Consider the following 21,024-nt stretch of genomic DNA (forward strand, 5'->3'; position numbering starts at 1 on the left):
CAGATGATGGTTATTAAATATCAAGCAAATTTCATGCACATGACGCTTTGATTGACGTAATTTGAAAATCTAAGAGTATAAAAAAACGCCCGATGAATCAGGCGTTTTAGTTTGAAAGAATCAATTAGGATTGAGTGGTAAAGTATTCTTCACTAAAACTCATGACTAACTCAGAGCCTGCTTCAATTTTTTTGATGCGAGTTTCAAGTTCTGGCAGGATACGCGCAACAAAGTACTGAGCAAGAGAAAGTTTATTTTGATAGAAATCGCCTGATTTTTCTTGTGCAGCGGCTGCAATCTTGGCAAACATATAGGCAAAGCTGAGTAAGCCAACAGCATGCAAATAATCAACGGCTGCTGTATTTGGGAAATCAACATTTTCTGCTGCTTGTTGCAAAATAAATTGAGTTACCGCTTCAACTTCAGTGGCTGCATCAAGTGTTGCATCTTTAATGAAGTTCAGGTCAGAACTGAGCGTATTGGCAAAATCGCGGATTTCGGCAATATATTCAGCAATAAATGCACCGCCAGATTTAATGGTTTTACGACCAATTAAATCCTGTGACTGAACGCCATTAGTACCTTCATAAATTTGTGAAATACGCAGGTCACGAATACATTGTTCCATGCCCCATTCACGAATATAACCATGTCCACCAAAGCACATTTGCGCATCAAGCGTCGCTTGGAAAGCAGTATCTGTTAAATACGCTTTGGCGATCGGTGTCAGCAATGCAACACGATTATTGGCTTTTTTAACAGCTTCAGCATCCGTTGAAAATTTGGTAATGTCGAGTTGTTGACCCACATACACTGCAAAAGCACGAGATGCTTCATTATTGGCACGGGCATTCAGCAACATGCGACGGACATCGCCATGCACTAAAATACTATCTGCTGGTTTATTTGGAGATTGTACACCTGCTGCACTACGTCCCTGTAAACGATCTGTCGCATATTGAGCCGCATTTTGGTAGGCAAATTCAGATGCGCCAAGACCCTGAATCCCCATTGATAAACGCTCATAGTTCATCATGACGAACATAGCAGCCAGACCTTCGTTTTCCTTACCGACAAGGAAACCTTTGGCACCGTCAAAATTCATGACACAAGTAGCAGAAGCTTTGATGCCCATTTTATGTTCAATCGAACCTGGACCAACCGCATTGCGTTCACCGACTGAACCATCTTCATTAACCATAAATTTTGGTACGATAAAGAGCGAAATACCACGCGAACCTGCAGGTGCATCAGGTGTTTTAGCCAAGACTAGATGAATGATATTTTCAGCAAGGTCGTGATCACCACCTGTGATGAAGATTTTAGTACCTGTGATGTTATAGGTACCATCTGCATTCGGTTCAGCTTTGGTTTTAATAATCCCTAAGTCTGTACCTGCATGTGGCTCAGTTAAGCACATAGTACCTGACCATTCACCTGAATAAATTTTAGGTAAATAAGTCTCTTTTTGCTCTTGCGATGCATAACTGTTGAGTGCCATACCTGCACCGACAGAAAGAAGCGGGTAGAGCATAAACGATGGATTAGTAGCAAATAGCATTTCGTCGGCAAGAACAGTCAGCATTTTTGGCATGCCTTGACCGCCCCATTCTTCATCTGCACCTAAACCGATCCAACCGCCTTGCGCATACTGTTGAAATGCATCTTTAAAACCAGCAGGGGTAAAGACATTGCCGTTTTCATAACGTGCGCCTTCTTCATCACCAGTACGGTTTAAGGGCAAAGTTACGTTTTGTGCAAATTTAGCCATTTCTTCTAAAATGGCTTCAGCAGTTGCAGCATCAATATGAGCCAGATTTTCATTGGCTTGCCAGAATTGTTCTGCTTTGAATACGTCATTTAAGATAAAGCGCATGTCTGCAAGGGGAGCGTTGTAAATTGGCATCGTTTTTCACCTTTGTTCTTTTTACATTTATGTGTTTAATATTACACAGAAAATGTAATTCATCAGTATGTTTTGATTGGCATTAATTTAACATTGATTTGATAAAAAAAGGACTGTCAAAACTGATCAGTCCTTTTTTATTAGTATGCAATTGTTTTCACTCATGCACACATGTTAGGCAGGTTCAGATTAGAACGCAAAGTGTTCTGCATCTAATGCCATAAGTGGTTCTAAGCCAGTTGAAAGTACATCGACATGCGAACGAACACGTGGCAAGATTTTCTTGAAGTAGAAACGTGCAGTGGTGACTTTAGCGTTGTAGAAGTCAACATCTGTTGTCCCTGCCGCTAATGTTTCCTGAGCAACCAATGCCATACGTACCCATAAATAAGCCAGTGTGACATAACCAGAGAAGTATAGGTAATCAACTGCTGCTGCACCGACTTCATCAGGGTTTTGCATCGCACGCATACCAATTTGCATAGTGAGATCGCCCCATTCTTTGTTCAAGGCAGCCAAAGGTTCAACAAACTCTTTCAAGGCTGCATTGTCTTTGTTCGCTTCAACAAATTTATGAATGATTTTGGTGAAATCACGTAGCATCGCACCTTGAGTTTGTAGAACTTTACGACCTAACAAATCAAGTGCCTGAATTTCAGTGGTTCCTTCGTATAGGCAAGAGATACGTGTATCACGAACAATTTGTTCCATGCCATGCTCAGAAATAAAGCCATGACCACCGAATACCTGTACGCCGTGTTTGGCTGACTCTGAACCTGTTTCAGTCAGGAATGCTTTCGCAATTGGAGTCAACAATGAAAGAATATTGTCCGCAAATTTGCGTTCTTCTTCAGTTGTACCTTGCTCAACTACGTCTGCGTATTGAGACAAGAAGTAAACAAGAGCACGACCACCTTCCGCAAATGCTTTTTGAGTCAATAACATGTTACGTACAGCAGGATGTACAATAATCGGATCTGCTTCTTTTTCAGGTGCTTTAGGACCAGAAAGAGCGCGCATCGCCAAACGATCTTTGGCATAAGCCAATGCACCTTGGAACGATGCTTCAGATGCAGATAAACCTTGAACCGCTGTACCAATACGCGCTGTATTCATGAAGGTAAACATGGCGTGTAAACCGCGATTTTCAGGTCCGATTAAGAAGCCTTTTGCATTGTCAAAGTTAATGACGCAAGTCGCGTTACCATGAATACCCATTTTATGTTCAATAGAACCACAACGAACGGCATTGCGGTCACCTAAAGAACCATCAGCATTTACATTGAATTTTGGTACGATAAATAATGAAATACCTTTGGTACCTTTAGGGGCACCAGGTAAGCGCGCAAGCACGATATGAATGATGTTTTCAGCCATGTCGTGTTCGCCAGCAGAGATAAAGATTTTCTCGCCAGAGATTGCAAAACTACCATCTTCATTTGGTTCAGCTTTAGAGCGGATGATACCAAGGTCTGAACCCGCATGAGATTCAGTTAAACACATGGTTCCTGTCCATTCACCAGAAACAAGTTTTGGCAAATAAGTTGATTTTTGCTCATCAGAACCATGATGCTCAATAGTACGTACCGCACCATGAGATAGACCTGGGTACATGCCCCATGCCCAGTTTGCTGCACCGACCATTTCAGAAATGGCCGTCCCTAGTGAACCCGGTAAACCTTGACCGCCATGTTCTTCAGGCACTGCAAGAGAAGGGAAACCGAGTTCGATATATTTTTGATAGGCTTCTTTAAAACCTGTAGGTGTGGTGACAACGCCGTCATTCCATGTACAACCTTCACGGTCACCGATTTGGTTCAGTGGAGAAAGTTCGTTTTCACAAAAATCCGCAGCGGCTTCTAAATATTGATCCACCAATTCACGGCTGACGTTTTCCTGAAATGCAGGAAGTTTTGCATAGTGTTCTTCGGCATTTAATAATTCATGCAAAACAAATTGCATATCACGTAGCGGCGCTTTGTATTGTGGCATATCGGGTTCCTCAATACTGGTTAAACCAGAGTTATAATCCTAATCAACGATAATGGTGTCTGATGACACATCTTTTACTTTTACATCGTGCAACAACTTATTTATATGTACAAGCATTTGCGCGTGAACATCCATGACTGTAAAGTCAAAGAAAATGCTGTTGAAATACCTAAGTACATTGAGTCTAAACACTTTTATCTAATTTTTTATGAAAGGAATAGTCAAAAAACGTAAAAAGTTGTGTCCACAAAAAAAGACGCTTGTGCGTCTTTTAAAGATTAGATTTTGCTTATGAGGCTTTAACTGGTGCTGTTGGAGCAGGGGACGCCATGCGATCGTCCATTTTGTTCGGTTTAAAACGTATTTGACAGGTTCCATCAATGGTTTTATCACCCACTTTGACTTGAATGGCTTGACCTACAGTTTTACCCACACAGGCTTGTTGAATTTGTTCAAACTGAGCTTGACGTTCAGCACGACGTTGCTGCATTTCAGCGCGTTGTTCAGGGGTTAATTTATGGCGTTTCATAAAATGTTTGCCTTGAGGGCCATCATCCATCATATGACGTGCGGGTGGTTCTTGCGGACCTGTTGTAGATTGACAGGCAGCTAGACTTCCCATCGTGACCACTGTTGCAGCAAGCATGACAACTTTAGATAACTTATTCATTTTGATCCCCACATTTATGTTGATTTCATGCATTAAAGATTAAGTAATAAACATGAAGAAACAATGGAGAGTTTTTTGAGTGAGTGTTCGCTACAATAGTGAATATAGAAGAAAAATGAGAGTTTACTTTTGAAGATTCGTCGTGTGCCCATCGCCTTGCGTCTGTTTCTGACTGTATTATTGACTACATTGGTCATTACTACACTGAGTCTGGGCGTTTTGCATTGGACCATGCAGAAAAACTTTGCCCGCTATGTGGCAGATGTGGAGATGCAAAAACTGGATCATCTTATTACCAATTTGGGCAATGTTTATAGCGTTTATCATGATTGGGGCAATGCGATTCAGGCGCAGATTTTACAGATTGAAGGGGATGCTGCTCCAGACGATTATGATCGTTTGTCTCGTTGGTGGTTGCGCCGTCAGTATGATATTGCATTGCAACAACGGATGTTTAAAGAGCAGACTTTATTGAGCCTTTCTCCAGAACTTTCACATAATATCGAGTTTCAAAATCGTCCAATTTTGGATGAGCAAGAACGCAAATTTATTGAGGATAATTTACCTTCTGAATATCAGCCTTTTGAAGGGCTTAAATTTCCACTCAGTTCCAATCAAAATTTATTTCGTCCCAACGATAAAAATAAAGACTCCCATAGACCACCCCGTCTTTCTGAAATGGCGGGGATGATGCCGCAAGACGGCAAAAAGCGCTTTATTTCCATGCCTGACCGATTGGGGTTAAGTTCACGCCTTTCGCTGTATGATGTTCATCATCAGTTTGTCGTTGGTGAGCCATCGAATGAACAACTGTCTTTTCGACCGATTATGGTTGGTAATCAGGTTGTCGGTTATTTGGGCTTAAAACCTGTACTGGATCAGGATGATGCCTTAAGTATCAACTTCTTTAGTAATCAAAAACGCTTTTTACTGTTAATTTATACTTTCTCTGTACTGGCAAGTTTAGTGGCGGCATTATTACTCGCGACCTATTTTAAAAAACCAATTCAGCGTTTATTGAACGCCACTCGTGAATTGACGCAGGGGAATTATCAACATCAGGTCACGATTAAACGGAATGATGAGCTTGGCGATCTGGCCGCACAATTAAACCAGTTAGCGATAATTTTGGATCAACATGAACAATCACGCCGACAATGGGTGGCGGATACTTCGCATGAATTAAAAACTCCGCTGAGTGTATTACAGGCGCAGATTGAAGCCATGCAAGATGGGATTCGCAAAGCCAGTCCTGAACATTTAGATGCCATGATGCGTCAGGTGACGAGCCTGAAGAAACTCACACAGGATTTGGGTGATTTGGCTCAGGCAGATGCACAGCAGTTAAAATGTTATTTTACCGAGGTCAATCCATGGGAGGCGATGGTACAAGAAGTTGATAACTTTAAGCCGAAGTTTGAACAAGCGGGGCTTAACGTTTCTATAGACGGTCAAGGTACACTTTTACAATTGGATATAGACCGTTTTAAACAAATTATGGTCAACTTGCTGAGTAATAGCGTTCGCTATACTGAACAAGGCGGCCAGATTCATATTCATACGCAGGAAACCAGTCAGCATTGGAGTGTCATTGTGGATGATAGTCCATTGGGTGTCGATGATGAACAGCTTCAACGTTTAGGCGAACGCTTCTACCGTGTAGATGATTCCCGTACCCGCAGTACAGGGGGGACAGGTTTGGGGCTGGCACTTTCATGTAAGCTTGCGCAGGCTTTGGGTGGACGTTTAAGCTTTGCACATTCACCGCTGGGTGGTCTACGCTGTATTTTGACCTTTCCAAAAACACAGTCTATACATAAGGAATAATTGACGATGAAACATGTAATGTTGGTTGAAGATGAAGTTGAACTGGCTCATCTGGTGCGTGACTATCTGCAAGCCGCAGGTTTTGAAGTCAGTATGTTTCATGATGGTCAGGAAGCGTATGATAGCTTTTTACAACGTAAACCTAGCTTAATGGTATTGGACTTGATGGTGCCACGTATGGATGGACTGACCATTTGCCGTAAAGTTCGGGAACAGTCCGATTTACCGATTATTATGGTGACGGCGCGCACCGAAGAAATTGACCGTGTGCTTGGTTTAAATATGGGCGCAGATGACTATGTGTGTAAGCCATTTAGTCCTAAAGAGCTGGTTGCGCGAGTACAGGCGGTATTGCGTCGTTTAGACCGTAAGGCAGAACCTGAGCAAAATGATTTATTCCGAATTGATAAAGCGCAGCAACGAATCTGGTATCAACAAAAATCGTTAAGTTTAACGCCTACTGAGTTTCGTCTTTTGGAATTGTTTTTGGAACATGTCGGACAGGTTTATTCGCGTGCACAGTTATTAGATCATATTAATCCAGATAGTTTTGATGTGGCGGATCGTGTCATTGATAGTCATATTAAAAACTTACGCCGAAAGGTGACTGAGGCTGCGGATACAGGCAATCGTCATGAATGGATTCAGGCCGTTTATGGGGTTGGCTATCGTTTTGAATATCCAGAAGATTAAAAAATAATCTGAGCAGCATGATGGATTGCTGCTCATCCAAAATTTACTTATTTACTCGACAGAAGTTTGATACGCATTTTTTGGGTTTTATTCAATTTGCTGACCACGAGCGCGTATGAAGATTTAACCATATCTTCAATAAAATCTGCGTCAATATTCTGCCCCTCAAATATCGAAATCCAGTGTTTTTTGTTCATGTGATAGCCTGATGTAATTGAGGGATATAATTCTTTTAGTTCATCTGCTTGTTCTGGTTTAATTTTGACGTTTATAAATTTTTGTTGGTTCAGTTCGCCTGTTAATAAGAAAATTTTGTCAAAGACCTTGATCACATTACACTGCGGACCAAAGGGATGAGATAACACAGTTTCAGGTTGTTCCAGCGCAATTTGGATAGCCAATTTTTGTATTTTTTCTGCGTTCATTGATGTTCCTCATCCAAGGATAGATCTCGATTGTTGTGTTATTTTTGACTCATTGCCAAATTTCATCCATGTCACGATTTGACACCGCAACACAACCCCATGTCCAGTCATCTTTTGGCAGTCAAAATAAGTTGGTTGTTTATTCTACATATTATGTTCAAAGACTTATATTTGATTCGTCATGAGAAATTATCCTGTGGATAATCACAATGTTATCCACAGAAAATGGGGATAACTGTGATTAATCTTCATGCTTCAAGATGAACAACTTACCATCACTTCAGGGACATCGCTTGGAAGTGGTGCTAAGTCCTCAGGTCGTTCCAGCTCAGGTTGTGGGGTGAAGGGGTGACGCAATAACGTAAATAATCGTTCGACTTCACTCAAATCACTACGCTCAGCCTGTTCGATGGCTTTTTGCGCCATATGGTTTCTTAGGATATAAACTGGATTGGCCTGTTGCATCTGAGCATTCAGTTGTTCGATATCCTGCTGTTCACGAATAGCATGGTAGCTTTGTAAAAACTCATCGAACTGACGAATATCCAGACAATCATCACGAAGCGCTTTATATTGCTGGTTTTGCAGGCGCAGAAAACTTTGCGTGTAATCCAGTTGTTCAGTTTGCAAAATGCGCAGAAAAGCCATACCACAATCAAAGCTGTCTTTATGAAAATCAGGAAGCCCCATTTTTTTGCATAGACCTGCGCTATAGGTGGCTAAAAAAGTAGGTTCAAAATCTTCGAGACAATCAGCCAATTGCGTTTTAAACCTTTCTTTATCTTCAGGCTTGGCTAGAGGAATGAGATTGTTGAGCCACATCCATAAATTCCAATGCGCAATGCTTGGCTGGTTTTGATAGGCATAACGACCCTGATGATCTGAGTGGTTATTGATCCAGTTGGGACGGAAACGCTCCATAAAGCCATAAGGGCCAAAGTCCAGCGTTGAACCAGTTATATTTAGATTGTCGGTATTCATGACCCCATGAGCAAATCCCACCAGTTGCCATTGCGCGATCATGTTTGCAGTATTTTGAATCACGCCTTGTGCAAAAGCCAGAATCGGTTGTTCCGTTTGTAATGCTTCTGGATAATGCCATTCGATACATTTTTGAGTAAATTCTGCGAGTAATTCAGGCGCATATTGATTGATCCATTCAAAATGCCCCAAACGAATATGACAATCGGAACTGCGTAATAACATTGCGCCTTGTTCCAGTGTTTCACGTTGTACACCCTGACTTGATGTCGTAAATCCAACCGCATTACTCGACGCAATACCTAAACTGTTTAAAGCATGTCCTGCCAGATATTCACGAATCACTGAACGCAATACCGCACGACCATCGCCCATCCGCGAATAAGGCGTCAGACCTGCACCTTTTAAATGTAGGTCGATGGTTTGACCTGAACGATTCAAAATCTGAGCAATTAATAAACCTCGACCATCACCAAGTTGACCTGCCCACTGTCCAAATTGATGACCTGCATAGACCATGGCTAAAGGGGGAAATTCTGCAAAGGTTTTTTGTCCACTGCAAATTTCAACCCATTGCTGTTTATCGTGTTCAGACCATTGTAAATCATCCGCCAGTTCAGCATTAAAATGTCCTGCCGCAGCGCCTTTTAGGGGGACAGGGGCTTGCTGATGATAAAGCTTTGGATTGAGTTCTGGATAACGTGAATTGAAATACATGGCAAAGGAGAGATCAAGGGCTTTAAAAGCACTATAGCAAATAATCCTGCTCCTGCCTAAGACGCAAACTTTCTAGTCGAGTCGGATTATTTTATCTGGATCGTCTTTAGCGAGAGGTTTGTTATTATCTAGAAGATTTCTTTCTTCGACTGATCATTAAATTACTCAAACGATTTAAAAACTGCGGGCTGATGCTGGATAATTGATATAAAACTTTGGCTTTTACACCGATCGGTGTATGCGTTGCCCGAAAAACATGATCTTTTTGTTGCGCGAGTTTTAATACTTCAGCGGCAACATCAGAGGGACTCAAGTTTACGCCCATATTTTGAATGCTGCCTGCATCCATATTTTTAACCATCGCGGTTTGTACAAAGAGCGGCATGACATCCAAAACCCGAATGCCATATTTTTGCCATTCCACATCCAACGCTTCAGTCAGCCCACGGACTGCAAATTTACTGGGTGAATAAGAACTCAAATCCGCCTGTCCATAAATGGCAGAAGCCGATGACAGATTAATGATGCGAGCTGAACGGGCTTGTTTGAGATAAGATAAAGCAGCATGGCAGCCATTGAGTACGCCTTTGACATTAATATCAAGGGTTCGCTGATGGGCTTGGATATTGGTATGTTCAAATGCACCCGAGTAGAGGATGCCTGCATTATTGACCAGAATATTAAGTTCACCAGCCCATTGTACAAACTGTTGCAAACTACGCTGCCAGTTGTCGTAATCACTGACATCCAGATAGCCTGCGAAGGCACGAGAACCTAATTCTTTAGCAAGTTTTTGATTCTGGATCTCATTAATATCAAAAATACCGACCAGATAGCCGTGTTGATAAAAAGTGCGTGCAATTTCAGCCCCAATCCCTTGAGCTGCACCTGTAATCAGGATACTTTGAGCCATATTTTTCTCATTTGTTTTGGGTAAACGGTTTTAATAGATTTTTGTTAAAAGAGCATGCGCATTTCCAATGCGCTGAGTCCACATCATAACAAATCTGTTTTTGAAATGAATGCGCTTCGATGACTTATAAAGGAGTTAAACATGCAACAACTACTCAATATTATGCGTGAATTACGTGAAAAGTGTCCGTGGGATCGTGAGCAAACGCCTTTAAGTCTAACCCCATATGCGATTGAAGAAGCTTATGAAGTTGACGCTGCGGTTCGCGAAGGCCATCTGGATGAGATTCGAGATGAGCTAGGAGATCTACTGTTACAAGTAGTGTTTCAGGCACAAATGTATAGTGAACAGGGGGCTTTTGATTTTCAGGACGTGGTCAATGCGATTTGTGAAAAACTGATTCGTCGTCATCCACATGTATTTCAAGCGGAACAGTTTTCAGCACTTGATCCTGATCAGGTGAGCGAGTTATGGCAACAGATTAAGCAACAGGAAAAACAGGGTAAACCCAAGTCACGTTTAGATGAGATCAAACATGGTCCTGCACTCAATCAGGCACAAGAGCTCCAAAAGAAAGCGGCAAAGCTGGGATTTGACTTTGAGACGGTTGAAGATGCTTATGGCAAAGTAAAAGAGGAGCTTGGCGAGTTTGAACGAGCACTTCAGGCACAACAATCCGATGAAATACATGAAGAATTTGGAGATTGCCTATTTTCTCTGATCAACGTTGGACGTAAACTTGGGCTGTCCAGCGAATCCGCACTTTTGGCCACCATTTTTAAGTTTAGACAACGTTTTGCGTATATTGAGCAGCAAGCGACTTTACAACAAAAAATTTTAGAAGAGATGAGTCTACAAGAAATGGATGCGCTCTGGGATCAGGCGAAACAACAATTAAAACTTGGGTCTTTATAAAATGGCAATGTTACATAAGATGATCGCGTTACGACAACTTTCACTCTATTGGATTCAGATCAGTATTTTGTGTTTATTCTCAAGCATGCTACATGCTCAACAATTTGATCACTCTTATCAATCATGGAAAACTCAGCAACAAGCGCATGATCAGCGTTTAAAAGCATCTTCTTCTACAGCGGACTATTATTTGGGTAAGCCAAGCTTACAAAATACTTCGGCAACATCAAAACAATCATCATCTAAAAATAATTCTTCAAAAAAATTGGGAAGCAAGATTAATCTCAATACAGCTTCTACACAGGAACTGCAACAGCTCAATGGCATTGGAGAGAAAAAAGCACAAGCGATCGTTGATTATCGTAACCAGAATGGTCAATTTAGATCAGTCAATGATTTGCTCAATATTAAAGGGATCGGGCCAAAATTTATTGAAAAAAATAAATCAAATCTTGGTTTATAATACGCAGGATTTAACAAGATTTTTGAGCTAAGTGCCTAATCATTGAGAGAATCAAATTGCCCTTTAGGCGGGTTAGAGATATGATTAGCGCATCTTATCATTTACGTTCAGACGTAGGAGACAGCGTCTTTTGCAAACTTTGCGCGCGTCAAAATGTGGTTTATCTACAACGCAACTTCCTTCTTCTATCTTAGATGTGATCGATAGTCTGACCAAAGCAGGCTATGAAGCCTATATCGTTGGTGGTGGGGTTAGGGATCTCATGTTAGGTCTTAATCCAAAAGATTTTGATGCCGTCACCAATGCTACACCTGCTCAGGTAAAAGAAGTTTTTGGACGACGTTGTCGTATTATTGGACGACGTTTTGAGTTGGCACATGTGTATTCTGGTCGTGAACTGATTGAAGTTGCGACTTTCCGTGCGCCACCTAAAAAAGCAGTCACCAGTACATCAGGTATGATCTTGCGTGATAATAACTGGGGCACTATCGAACAAGACTTTGCTCGACGTGATTTTTCAATTAATGCGCTGTATTATCAACCACGCAAAGGTATTGTGCTGGATTTTTGTGATGCCATTTCCGATATTGATCATAAAACATTACGCTTATTAGGTGATCCGAAACAGCGTTTTGAAGAAGATCCAGTCAGAATGCTTCGTACACTGCGTTTTGCAGCCAAATTAAATTTTGATATTGATCCACAGATTTTAAAAATCTTTGATGTGGACATGACGCAACTGTTACGTGATGTATCGCCACATCGTTTATATGATGAATCGCAAAAATTATTCACGATGGGGCATTTGGCTCGTGTTTTACCAATGCTCATCGAATTTGATATCTGGAAGCAATTATTTGCAGATATTAAGCCTGATATCAGCAAATTTATTGAACGTGCCGCGAAAAATACTGATCAGCGTATTCAAATTGGTAAAACCATTAACCCTGCATTTTTCTATGCGGTGTTGTTATGGAAGCCTTTTTTAGAGCGTTGTGATTTTTATCTGGCGAAAGGCATTGTTCCTGCTGAAGCACGTGCGCAGGCAGGTTTAGACGTACTTAAGCGCCAAGCCACCCGTACTGTTATTCCTCGTTTTGCAGAAACTTTTATTCGTGAAGTTTGGGAAATGCAGGTACGTTTACTTAATCCTAAACCTCAACAAATTGAAGCACTCGCAAGTCATGCGCGTTTCCGTGCAGGTTTTGACTTCTTGTTGTTGCGTGAAAAATCGGGCGATGATTCAACACAGGGCATGGGGCAATGGTGGGATCATTATCAGTCCCTGTCGAGTGATGAAAAAGAAACTGCGATTAGTCAATATAATCGGCAACGTGCTAAGACGCGCCGTAAACAAAATATTGAAGCAAACGAATCTAAAGACACTACGGCTGAAATTGAACCTTTAGTTAACGTACCAGAAGCACGTAGTCGTCGTGCGCGCCGTGAACAAACACGGAGTAAAGACCATGTGGCTCGTAGTCCCGAATCTTCGACGGCAAACCTCAATACTGATCACCCAATTATGAAGCGTAAACGGGTACAGCGTGATTTGAGTCAGGTTGTTTTTGGACCTACTCAATGAATGTTGTCACCTATATTGGGATGGGCAGTAATTTAGGTGATTCCCGTCAGATTCTTCAATATGCAGTTCAGCGTTTAAAAGATTTGGGTCAGGTTCAGGTTTCTCGACTTTATCAAAGTCCTCCGATGGGACCGCAGGATCAACCGCATTATTATAATGCCGCGGCACAGTTAATCACTTTGCTTGAACCTTTGGATTTGCTGGATCAATTACAGCGTATTGAACATGAGGCAGGTAGAGTACGTCTGCGCCGTTGGGGTGAGCGTACATTGGATCTGGATTTACTTATTTATGCTGAGCAAGATATTCAAAATCAGCGTTTGACTGTGCCACATCCTGGGTTACTTGAGCGTGATTTTGTGATTGTACCTTTGTTGGATATTGATGCTGATCTCATTGTAAAAGGTCAAAAGCTAAAAGATTTAGAACTGGTAAAACATCCGTCTTTAACTGTTGTGGCGGATCGCAACTGGGTTGAAAAATAACTTGCCTGTTCGGGTTGGTTGATAGAGGACATCATGATGATTAGTCTAAGTGACTTAAGAAAATTTAAAAGCGAAGGACGCAAGTTTTCCTGCCTGACCTGCTACGATGCGAGCATGGCCAAAGCGATGGAGCTTGCTGAGGTTGATTCAATTTTGATTGGTGATTCTCTGGGAATGGCAATACAGGGTCATGACTCTACGTTGCCTGTGACTGTTGATGATATGGCTTACCACACTGCTGCGGTACGCCGTGGAAACAGCCATGCATTTATTATGACTGATCTACCCTTTATGAGCTATGCCACCTTAAATGATGCTTTGCAAAGTGCCAAAAAAGTCATGCAGGCAGGCGCGCAAATGATCAAAATCGAAGGCGGTGCGTGGCTCAGTGAATCTGTCCGTGTATTGACACAAAACGGTATTCCTGTTTGTGTACACTTGGGTTTAACCCCACAATCTGTGCATGTGTTTGGTGGTTATAAATTACAGGCCAGAACTCGTGAAGCCGCAGATCAGTTAATCGCAGACTGTACTGCGGTGGTGGACGCAGGTGCTGCGATTTTATTACTGGAATGTGTTCCTGCACAATTGGGTCAGGAAATCGCTGAATTATTTCCAAACATTCCTGTTATTGGGATTGGGGCTGGTCATCAAACCGATGGTCAGGTCTTGGTGGTACAAGATATGCTGGGTTTGACATTCGGGCGTGTGGCACGATTTGTACGTAACTTTATGAAAGAACAATCAGGTGAAACTGCGATTGTGGATGCGTTTAAAGCTTACCATGCAGCTGTGCAAGATCAATCTTTCCCAGCACCAGAACATACTTTTCAGGTCGAGTTATAACTCATGAAAACAGAAACAACCATTCATGGATTGGCGGCATCTTTACAAGCTGCTCGTGCGGCGCGTAAAAGTATTGGCTTTGTACCAACCATGGGGAATTTGCACCAAGGACATTTGAATCTGGTGCGTGAAGCAAAAAAACTCTGTGATGTTGTTGTGGTTAGTATCTTTGTGAATCCAATCCAGTTTGGTGAAGGCGAAGATTTCGAAAGCTATCCGCGTACCTTAGAGCAAGACAGTCATTTATTGGCAGATGTTGGCTGTGACATTATTTTTGCACCCACGGTTGAACAAATGTATGGCAAGCAACCACGTTTGACCAATATCACGGTCGGTGGTATTACCAATGACCTCTGTGGTCAATCACGTCCGGGTCATTTTGACGGTGTTGCAGTTGTTGTCACTAAACTGTTCAATATTGTGCAACCAAACTTTGCATTCTTTGGACAAAAAGATTATCAACAATTGGCGGTGATTCGCCAGTTTGTAAAAGATCTAAACATTCCTGTTGAAGTGATTGGAGTGCCGATTGCGCGTGCAGAAGACGGTCTGGCATTGAGTTCACGCAATGGTTATCTGACTGAAGATCAACGTAAAATTGCACCAACTATTTACCAATCGCTGAAACAGGCTGAAAAAGAGTTGCAAGCAGGTCATTCATTATCTGATGTGTTACAAAGTATCAAAGCGCAATTGACAGCTGCGGGCTTTGTTGTGGACTATGTCGAAGCACGTCAGCCAAACTTGCAGCCAATTGAGATATTTAATCAGGACATCGTATTGTTTGTGGCGGCAAAATTAGGCTCAACACGTCTCATTGATAATTTGCAGGTTCAATTTAAGGCATAATACTCATAAAAGGACAGCCATGCCATGAAGCGTATTCTTATCGTCACAGGACAATCTGGATCGGGTAAATCCTCAGCATTGCAGGTTTTAGAAGATCTGGGTTATTACTGTATTGATAACCTACCTTTGGCATTGCTGCCAGAAATTGTGTCTAAACTAGATCATGAAAATAATTTGGAGCAGTTGGCACTTGGTGTAGATGTTCGAAGTACACGGGCAGACTTGCAGGAGTTTGATCAGGTGTTTGAACAATTACAACGACATGGTTCTGTCGATGTGATTTATTTAACCACACAGGATCAAGAGTTAATTGCACGCTTTAGTTCCTCGCGTCGTCCGCACCCGTTGGCGAGTCGTTTTAAAAGCCTGAATGAATGTATTCAGGAAGAAAAACAGCTCTTGATGCCGATTCAATTTCGCTCAACGGTACATATCGATACCACGGATAAAAGTGTGCATGATCTTAAGCATACTTTACTTTCGAAACTGGGGCAGTCAGACAAATTAATTCTGATTTTACAGTCGTTCGGTTATAAACATGGTATTCCCTTAGATGCGGACTATGTGTTTGATGTACGGCATTTGCCTAATCCGCACTGGGATTTGGAGTTACGTAAATTTTCAGGATTAGACCAACCTGTTCAGGAATTTTTGGAAGCCAGTGAACAAACCAATGATATGTTTAATGATGTTTATCATTTTTTAGATAAATGGTTGCCTGTTTTTGCAGAAGGGCATCGACATTACATGACCATTTCGATTGGTTGTACAGGCGGTCAACATCGCTCAGTCTATATTGTAGATAGACTAAAAAAGGCACTTGAGGCAAAATGGTCTATTCAGGTTTTACATAGAGAAATGAAGCACTGGTCATGATTGATACCACTGTTGATGTAATTAATAAACTTGGCCTACATGCACGTGCGTCGGGGAAATTGATCGAAGTGACAACGAAATTTCGATCTTCTATTCAGATTGGTAAAGGCGAAAAGCTCGTCGATGCTAAAAATATTATGTCCTTGCTGATGCTTGGTGCTGGTAAGGGCACGACTTTGCGTTTGGTGATTGACGGCGCTGATGCTGAAAAAGCAGAAGACGAAATCAAGGCATTATTCGCAGCAAAATTTTATGAGGCAGATTAACCGTGGCACGTCGTCCCAATAAGCGTTACAGTGAAGAAGATTTTGATTCTTTAGAAGGGCGTGCAAGTAAAACTGAACAGAAGAAAGCTGTGCAGCGTATGGCAGCATTAGGTGAACAGTTGGCAGAGCTTTCTGCGAAACAAATCCAGAAGTTGCCTGTAGATGAACGTTTAATTGATGCTTTGCTCGATGCGCAAACGATTACTTCATTTGAAGCACGTCGTCGTCAATTCCAGCGTGTGGGTAAGTTGCTACGCAATGAAGATGAAACGGTCATTCTGTCCTATTTGACCCCACAACAAGGACTCAAAAAACAGGCACAATTACAGCGCTGGGTCGATCGTATGATTGAACAAGGTGACCCTGCGATTAATGAATTTAGTAAACTGCATAATGCGTCTGAACGTCATACCTTGCGTCAGCATGTATTACGTATTCAACGTGACATCACTCAAGCGCTAAGCGAAGAAGAACTCGCAGCCTCCAAGTTAAAGCTTTTTAACTACGTACAGCAAGTAGCATTATTATCGGATAATTGATTTTACTGACAGTTTCAAACGATGAATTTATAGTAAATGCCAGTCAGATCAAGTGTTGACTGGCATTTTTATTGACGTTAATTAAACTCACCTGTGGCACGTTGTTTGGCCCAGTCACGTAAAATAAATTTCTGTAATTTACCTGTTGAGGTTTTTGGAATCTCGGTAATCACAATATCTTTAGGGACTTTAAAACGCGCCAATTGTTGCTGACAATGTGCAATTAATTCATCGGTACTGACACTGATGCCTTGTTTTAATTCAATAAAAGCGCAAGGCACTTCCTGCCAGCGTGGGTCAGGTTTGGCAACGACTGCGGCGGTCATGACCGCTGGATGCTGATACAACACCTCTTCCACTTCAAGCGATGAAATATTTTCACCCCCTGAGATAATTACATCTTTGGCACGGTCAGTAATTTTGGCATAACCATCGGCCTGACAAACAGCTAAGTCGCCGCTATGAAACCATCCGCCTGCAAACGCTTCTTCTGTGGCTTTCGGATTTTTCAGATAACCCTTCATCACAATATTGCCACGGAACATAATTTCCCCCAGTGTTTGTCCATCGGCAGGCACGGGGTGCATGGTTTCAGGATCAAGTACCCGCATACTGTCTTGTAATGGATAAGGCACACCCTGACGAGAATGTAACTGCGCCTGTTCCTGAATCGATAAATCATTCCAGCCTGCCTGAGAGGCACAAAGCGCAGAAGGGCCATAAGTTTCAGTGAGTCCATAAACATGGGTCACATTGATACCAATATGACGCATCCCTTCAATAATCGCAGCAGGTGGTGCTGCACCAGCGACCATGACTTCAACGCGATGATCAAAATGAACCTGTTTGTCTTTAGGGGTATTGATCAACATGGATAATACGATGGGTGCGCCACAGAAATAATCCACTTTATGTTTGGCAATCAGCTCAAATACAAGTTCTGGATCTACTTTACGCAAACAGACATTGGTGCCGCCATTGGCTGCAATCGTCCATGCGAAACACCAACCATTACAGTGAAATAGTGGCAGTGTCCATAAATAACTGGCACGAGGCGTCATACCACAGGCAATAATATTGCTTGCTGCATTGAGATAAGCTCCGCGGTGATGATAAACCACACCTTTTGGATTACCTGTGGTGCCAGAGGTGTAATTCAGACTAATCGCATCCCATTCATCATTGGGAAGTGACCATTCAAAATTGGCATCGCCTTGACTCAGCCATGTTTCATATTCAATTTGACCAATCGGGTTGGAAAGTTCAGATTCATATTCGAGATCAGCAACATCAATCACGTAAATTTGTTGTGAGATCAGCGCCAGTGCTTCCCGAGCAACATGAGCAAATTCTGGATCGACTAAAAGTACTTTACTTTCTGCATGTTCCAACATAAACGCAATGGTTTTGGCATCAAGTCGGGTATTCAAGGTATTTAGCACAGCGCCTGCCATAGGAACAGCAAAATGTGCTTCGATCATGGCAGGGATATTCGGAAGTAGGACCGAAACTGTATCGTTTTTTTGAATCCCTAACTTTTGTAGTTGATGTGCAAATTGACAACAACGTTGATAGGTTTGTTTCCATGAGAGCTGACGTGCACCATGAATAATAGCTGCCTGATCTGGATAAATATAAGCGGCGCGCTCTAGATACCGTAAGGGTGAAAGTGCTACAAAATTGGCAGCCGTTTTAGGTAGCTCATCATAAGCATTCATGGCAATAGACTCCGTGTCATTGTTTTAATGATTGTTAACTAAAAGATAGGGGTTTAATTTCATCAAATCATTTAGGCTTTAGTCTTAGAATTGGTTGCAACCTATGAGCTTTAAATGCTGGATGAAAAAAACTTGTGGTTATTTTTATCATAAACGCCTCATAAACTAATCCGAGCAATAATTTTGCGTCTATTTGTTTTTATATGATTGAGCTTGTAAATGCTCCAATTGTCCTCATTAACTAAGACATGAATGCAAAAAATTGAGAAACTTATCTTTTTTTAAGTGTAGCTGTTTTCTCAAACTCTTAACCCGTGTAAAATTCTGCCATAATTTTATATTATCCACCGTTTTTATCTTTTGAGGTCTTCCTCGATCATAATCTCGCGGTGATATGCTCCATTGTGCGGGGCATCACTCCTTAAGGATTTTCTTATGCCAATTATCACATTGCCAAATGGCGATCAAAAATCATTTGATCAAGCTGTCTCTGTTATGCAAGTCGCTCAGAGTATTGGACCAGGTCTTGCTAAAAATACCGTTGCGGGTCGTGTCAACGATCGCCTTGTAGATGCATGTGATTTAATCACCGAAGATGCAACAGTACAAATTATTACGCCGAAAGACCCAGAAGGTGTCGAGATTATTCGTCACTCTTGTGCGCATTTGGTTGGACATGCAGTCAAGCAATTGTTCCCTGACGTGCAAATGGTGATTGGGCCTGTGATTGAAGAGGGCTTTTATTACGATATCTTTAGTCCAAAGCCATTTACTTTAGAGGATATGGCAGCGATTGAAGCACGTATGAAACAATTGATCGATCAGGACTATGATGTCATTAAAAAAATGACACCGCGTGCTGAGGTGATCAAAGAATTTCAATCTCGTGGTGAAACTTATAAATTGCGTTTGATTGATGACATGCCTGAAGAAACCCAAATGGGTTTGTATTATCACCAGGAATATGTGGATATGTGCCGTGGTCCTCACGTGCCAAATACCAAGTTTCTAAAGAACTTCAAGCTGACTAAAATTTCAGGTGCTTATTGGCGCGGTGACGCTAAAAATGAGCAATTACAACGTATTTACGGCACAGCTTGGTCAGACAAAAAAGAGCTAGCGGCTTATATCAAACGTATTGAAGAAGCTGAAAAACGCGACCATCGTAAAATTGGTAAAGCGCTTGATTTGTTCCATATGCAAGAAGAAGCGCCGGGTATGGTGTTTTGGCATGCCAATGGCTGGACGATTTATCAAGTTCTTGAACAATACATGCGTAAAGTTCAGCAAGAGAATGGTTATCAGGAAATCAAAACCCCGCAAATTGTCGATTTTAGTTTATGGGAAAAATCTGGACATGCAGCAAACTATGCTGAAAACATGTTTACCACACATTCTGAAAATCGCAATTATGCTGTTAAACCGATGAACTGTCCTTGCCATGTGCAAGTCTTTAATCAGGGTTTAAAATCTTACCGTGATTTGCCGATTCGTTTAGCCGAGTTTGGCTCATGTCATCGTAATGAACCATCTGGTTCTTTACATGGCATTATGCGTGTCCGAGGTTTTACTCAGGATGACGCGCATATTTTCTGTACCAAAGAACAGATTGGAAAAGAAGTTGCAGACTTTATCCAATTAACTTTGGATGTCTATAAAGACTTTGGTTTTGAAGATGTACAAATGAAACTTTCAACTCGCCCTGAAAAACGAGTGGGTGAAGATGCACTTTGGGATCTGGCAGAAAAATCATTGGCAGATGCTTTAGATGCTGCTGGACTGGATTGGGAATTACAACCTGGTGAAGGTGCATTCTATGGTCCAAAAATTGAGTTTTCATTAAAAGACTGTTTGGGTCGTGTTTGGCAATGCGGTACCATTCAATGTGACTTTAACTTGCCAGAGCGTCTGGATGCCTCGTTTGTAACAGAAGACAATGAGCGTGATCAGCCTGTGATGTTGCACCGCGCAATACTTGGCAGTTTTGAGCGTTTTATTGGTATACTTATTGAACACTATGCGGGTTTTATGCCACCTTGGTTGTCACCTGTACAAGCTTGCGTCATGAATATTACCGATTCGCAAGCTGAAGCATGCCAACAAGTAGTGGCAAAACTCAAAGAAAATGGTCTTCGAGCGATTTCTGACTTGAGAAATGAGAAAATCGGCTTTAAGATTCGTGAGCGTACACTTGAGCGTATTCCGTACCTTTTGGTTCTTGGTGACCGTGAAGTTGAAGAAGGTACTGTTAATGTTCGTACTCGCTCAGGAAAAAATTTAGGTACTATGTCAATTGATGCATTCATTGACTTAGTGAAATCTGCCGTTGCCGAACGTGGCCGGTACATTGTGGAGTAA

General features: G+C 41.8%; 19 protein-coding genes and 1 pseudogene. 12 read left to right on the forward strand and 8 right to left on the reverse strand.

The features are described 5' to 3' along the window. Positions 1–124: 124 nt before the first annotated feature. The 3 genes from J500_RS10075 to J500_RS10085 form a co-directional block, all read right to left on the reverse strand. Entirely contained in the window at positions 125–1,906 is a 1,782-nt protein-coding gene (locus J500_RS10075; protein ID WP_034699460.1) for an acyl-CoA dehydrogenase C-terminal domain-containing protein, read from the reverse strand. A 189-nt stretch (positions 1,907–2,095) separates the two neighbouring features. Further along, a complete protein-coding gene (locus J500_RS10080; RefSeq protein ID WP_004994688.1) occupies positions 2,096–3,898 on the reverse strand; it encodes an acyl-CoA dehydrogenase C-terminal domain-containing protein in 1,803 nt (600 codons plus the stop codon). 289 nt (positions 3,899–4,187) lie between these two features. Next, positions 4,188–4,568, reverse strand: a complete 381-nt coding sequence (locus tag J500_RS10085; protein ID WP_004994686.1) for a hypothetical protein — start codon at positions 4,566–4,568, stop codon at positions 4,188–4,190. Positions 4,569–4,697: 129 nt separating this feature from the next. Here J500_RS10085 and baeS point away from each other — a divergent pair, with 129 nt between their 5' ends. Both baeS and J500_RS10095 read left to right on the forward strand, forming a co-directional pair. Next, a complete protein-coding gene (gene baeS / locus J500_RS10090; RefSeq protein WP_004994684.1) occupies positions 4,698–6,395 on the forward strand; it encodes a sensor histidine kinase efflux regulator BaeS in 1,698 nt (565 codons plus the stop codon). A gap of 6 nt (positions 6,396–6,401) precedes the next feature. Then, positions 6,402–7,088 carry a response regulator gene (locus J500_RS10095; RefSeq protein ID WP_004992959.1) on the forward strand — a complete coding sequence of 229 codons (687 nt, stop codon included), beginning with the start codon at positions 6,402–6,404 and terminating at the stop codon, positions 7,086–7,088. A 47-nt stretch (positions 7,089–7,135) separates the two neighbouring features. Here the strand turns inward: J500_RS10095 and J500_RS10100 are convergent, their stop codons facing one another. From J500_RS10100 to J500_RS10110, 4 genes and pseudogenes are all read right to left on the reverse strand, one after another. Beyond that, on the reverse strand, positions 7,136–7,513 hold the full coding sequence (locus tag J500_RS10100) for an MmcQ/YjbR family DNA-binding protein (protein WP_034699463.1): 378 nt from the start codon (positions 7,511–7,513) through the stop codon (positions 7,136–7,138). Positions 7,514–7,562: 49 nt separating this feature from the next. Beyond that, a pseudogene (locus tag J500_RS17700) lies at positions 7,563–7,634 on the reverse strand (L,D-transpeptidase catalytic domain protein); the annotation flags it as partial. Positions 7,635–7,768: 134 nt separating this feature from the next. Continuing rightward, positions 7,769–9,211: a protein adenylyltransferase SelO gene (locus J500_RS10105; protein WP_034699466.1), complete on the reverse strand. Its 1,443-nt coding sequence runs from the start codon at positions 9,209–9,211 to the stop codon at positions 7,769–7,771. Between the two features lie 124 nt (positions 9,212–9,335). After that, positions 9,336–10,124: an SDR family oxidoreductase gene (locus J500_RS10110; RefSeq protein ID WP_034699469.1), complete on the reverse strand. Its 789-nt coding sequence runs from the start codon at positions 10,122–10,124 to the stop codon at positions 9,336–9,338. 141 nt (positions 10,125–10,265) lie between these two features. Between J500_RS10110 and mazG the strand changes: the two genes are divergently transcribed. The 9 genes from mazG (at position 10,266) to yjgA (ending at position 16,948) form a co-directional block, all read left to right on the forward strand. Then, on the forward strand, positions 10,266–11,039 hold the full coding sequence (gene mazG / locus J500_RS10115; RefSeq protein WP_004994676.1) for a nucleoside triphosphate pyrophosphohydrolase: 774 nt from the start codon (positions 10,266–10,268) through the stop codon (positions 11,037–11,039). A 1-nt stretch (position 11,040) separates the two neighbouring features. After that, positions 11,041–11,502, forward strand: coding sequence for a ComEA family DNA-binding protein (locus J500_RS10120; protein ID WP_004994674.1), 462 nt, complete (start codon positions 11,041–11,043; stop codon positions 11,500–11,502). Positions 11,503–11,632: 130 nt separating this feature from the next. Continuing rightward, positions 11,633–13,087: a polynucleotide adenylyltransferase PcnB gene (gene pcnB / locus J500_RS10125; RefSeq protein ID WP_004992978.1), complete on the forward strand. Its 1,455-nt coding sequence runs from the start codon at positions 11,633–11,635 to the stop codon at positions 13,085–13,087. After that, positions 13,084–13,572, forward strand: a complete 489-nt coding sequence (gene folK, locus J500_RS10130) for a 2-amino-4-hydroxy-6-hydroxymethyldihydropteridine diphosphokinase (protein ID WP_034699472.1) — start codon at positions 13,084–13,086, stop codon at positions 13,570–13,572. The genes pcnB and folK overlap by 4 nt, the downstream gene beginning before the upstream one ends. A gap of 36 nt (positions 13,573–13,608) precedes the next feature. Beyond that, entirely contained in the window at positions 13,609–14,418 is an 810-nt protein-coding gene (gene panB / locus J500_RS10135) for a 3-methyl-2-oxobutanoate hydroxymethyltransferase (protein ID WP_010588722.1), read from the forward strand. Positions 14,419–14,421: 3 nt separating this feature from the next. Beyond that, a complete protein-coding gene (gene panC / locus J500_RS10140) occupies positions 14,422–15,267 on the forward strand; it encodes a pantoate--beta-alanine ligase (RefSeq protein ID WP_004992987.1) in 846 nt (281 codons plus the stop codon). A gap of 24 nt (positions 15,268–15,291) precedes the next feature. Next, positions 15,292–16,143 carry an RNase adapter RapZ gene (gene rapZ, locus J500_RS10145; protein WP_004992999.1) on the forward strand — a complete coding sequence of 284 codons (852 nt, stop codon included), beginning with the start codon at positions 15,292–15,294 and terminating at the stop codon, positions 16,141–16,143. Continuing rightward, a complete protein-coding gene (locus J500_RS10150) occupies positions 16,140–16,409 on the forward strand; it encodes an HPr family phosphocarrier protein (RefSeq protein WP_004993001.1) in 270 nt (89 codons plus the stop codon). Before rapZ ends, J500_RS10150 begins: the two co-directional genes overlap by 4 nt. Before the next feature lie 2 nt (positions 16,410–16,411). Next, positions 16,412–16,948, forward strand: a complete 537-nt coding sequence (gene yjgA, locus J500_RS10155) for a ribosome biogenesis factor YjgA (RefSeq protein WP_004993003.1) — start codon at positions 16,412–16,414, stop codon at positions 16,946–16,948. 77 nt (positions 16,949–17,025) lie between these two features. On the opposite strand, the gene J500_RS10160 is transcribed toward yjgA, so the two are convergent. Continuing rightward, the gene (locus J500_RS10160) at positions 17,026–18,666 is read right to left on the reverse strand and encodes an acyl-CoA synthetase (RefSeq protein WP_034699475.1); all 1,641 of its coding nucleotides are present in this window, start codon (positions 18,664–18,666) and stop codon (positions 17,026–17,028) included. A gap of 435 nt (positions 18,667–19,101) precedes the next feature. On the opposite strand from J500_RS10160, the gene thrS reads away from it, so the two are divergent. Further along, positions 19,102–21,024: a threonine--tRNA ligase gene (gene thrS, locus J500_RS10165; protein ID WP_004993008.1), complete on the forward strand. Its 1,923-nt coding sequence runs from the start codon at positions 19,102–19,104 to the stop codon at positions 21,022–21,024.

Source organism: Acinetobacter sp. 479375 (assembly GCF_000581715.1).
GTDB classification, from domain to species: domain Bacteria; phylum Pseudomonadota; class Gammaproteobacteria; order Pseudomonadales; family Moraxellaceae; genus Acinetobacter; species Acinetobacter ursingii.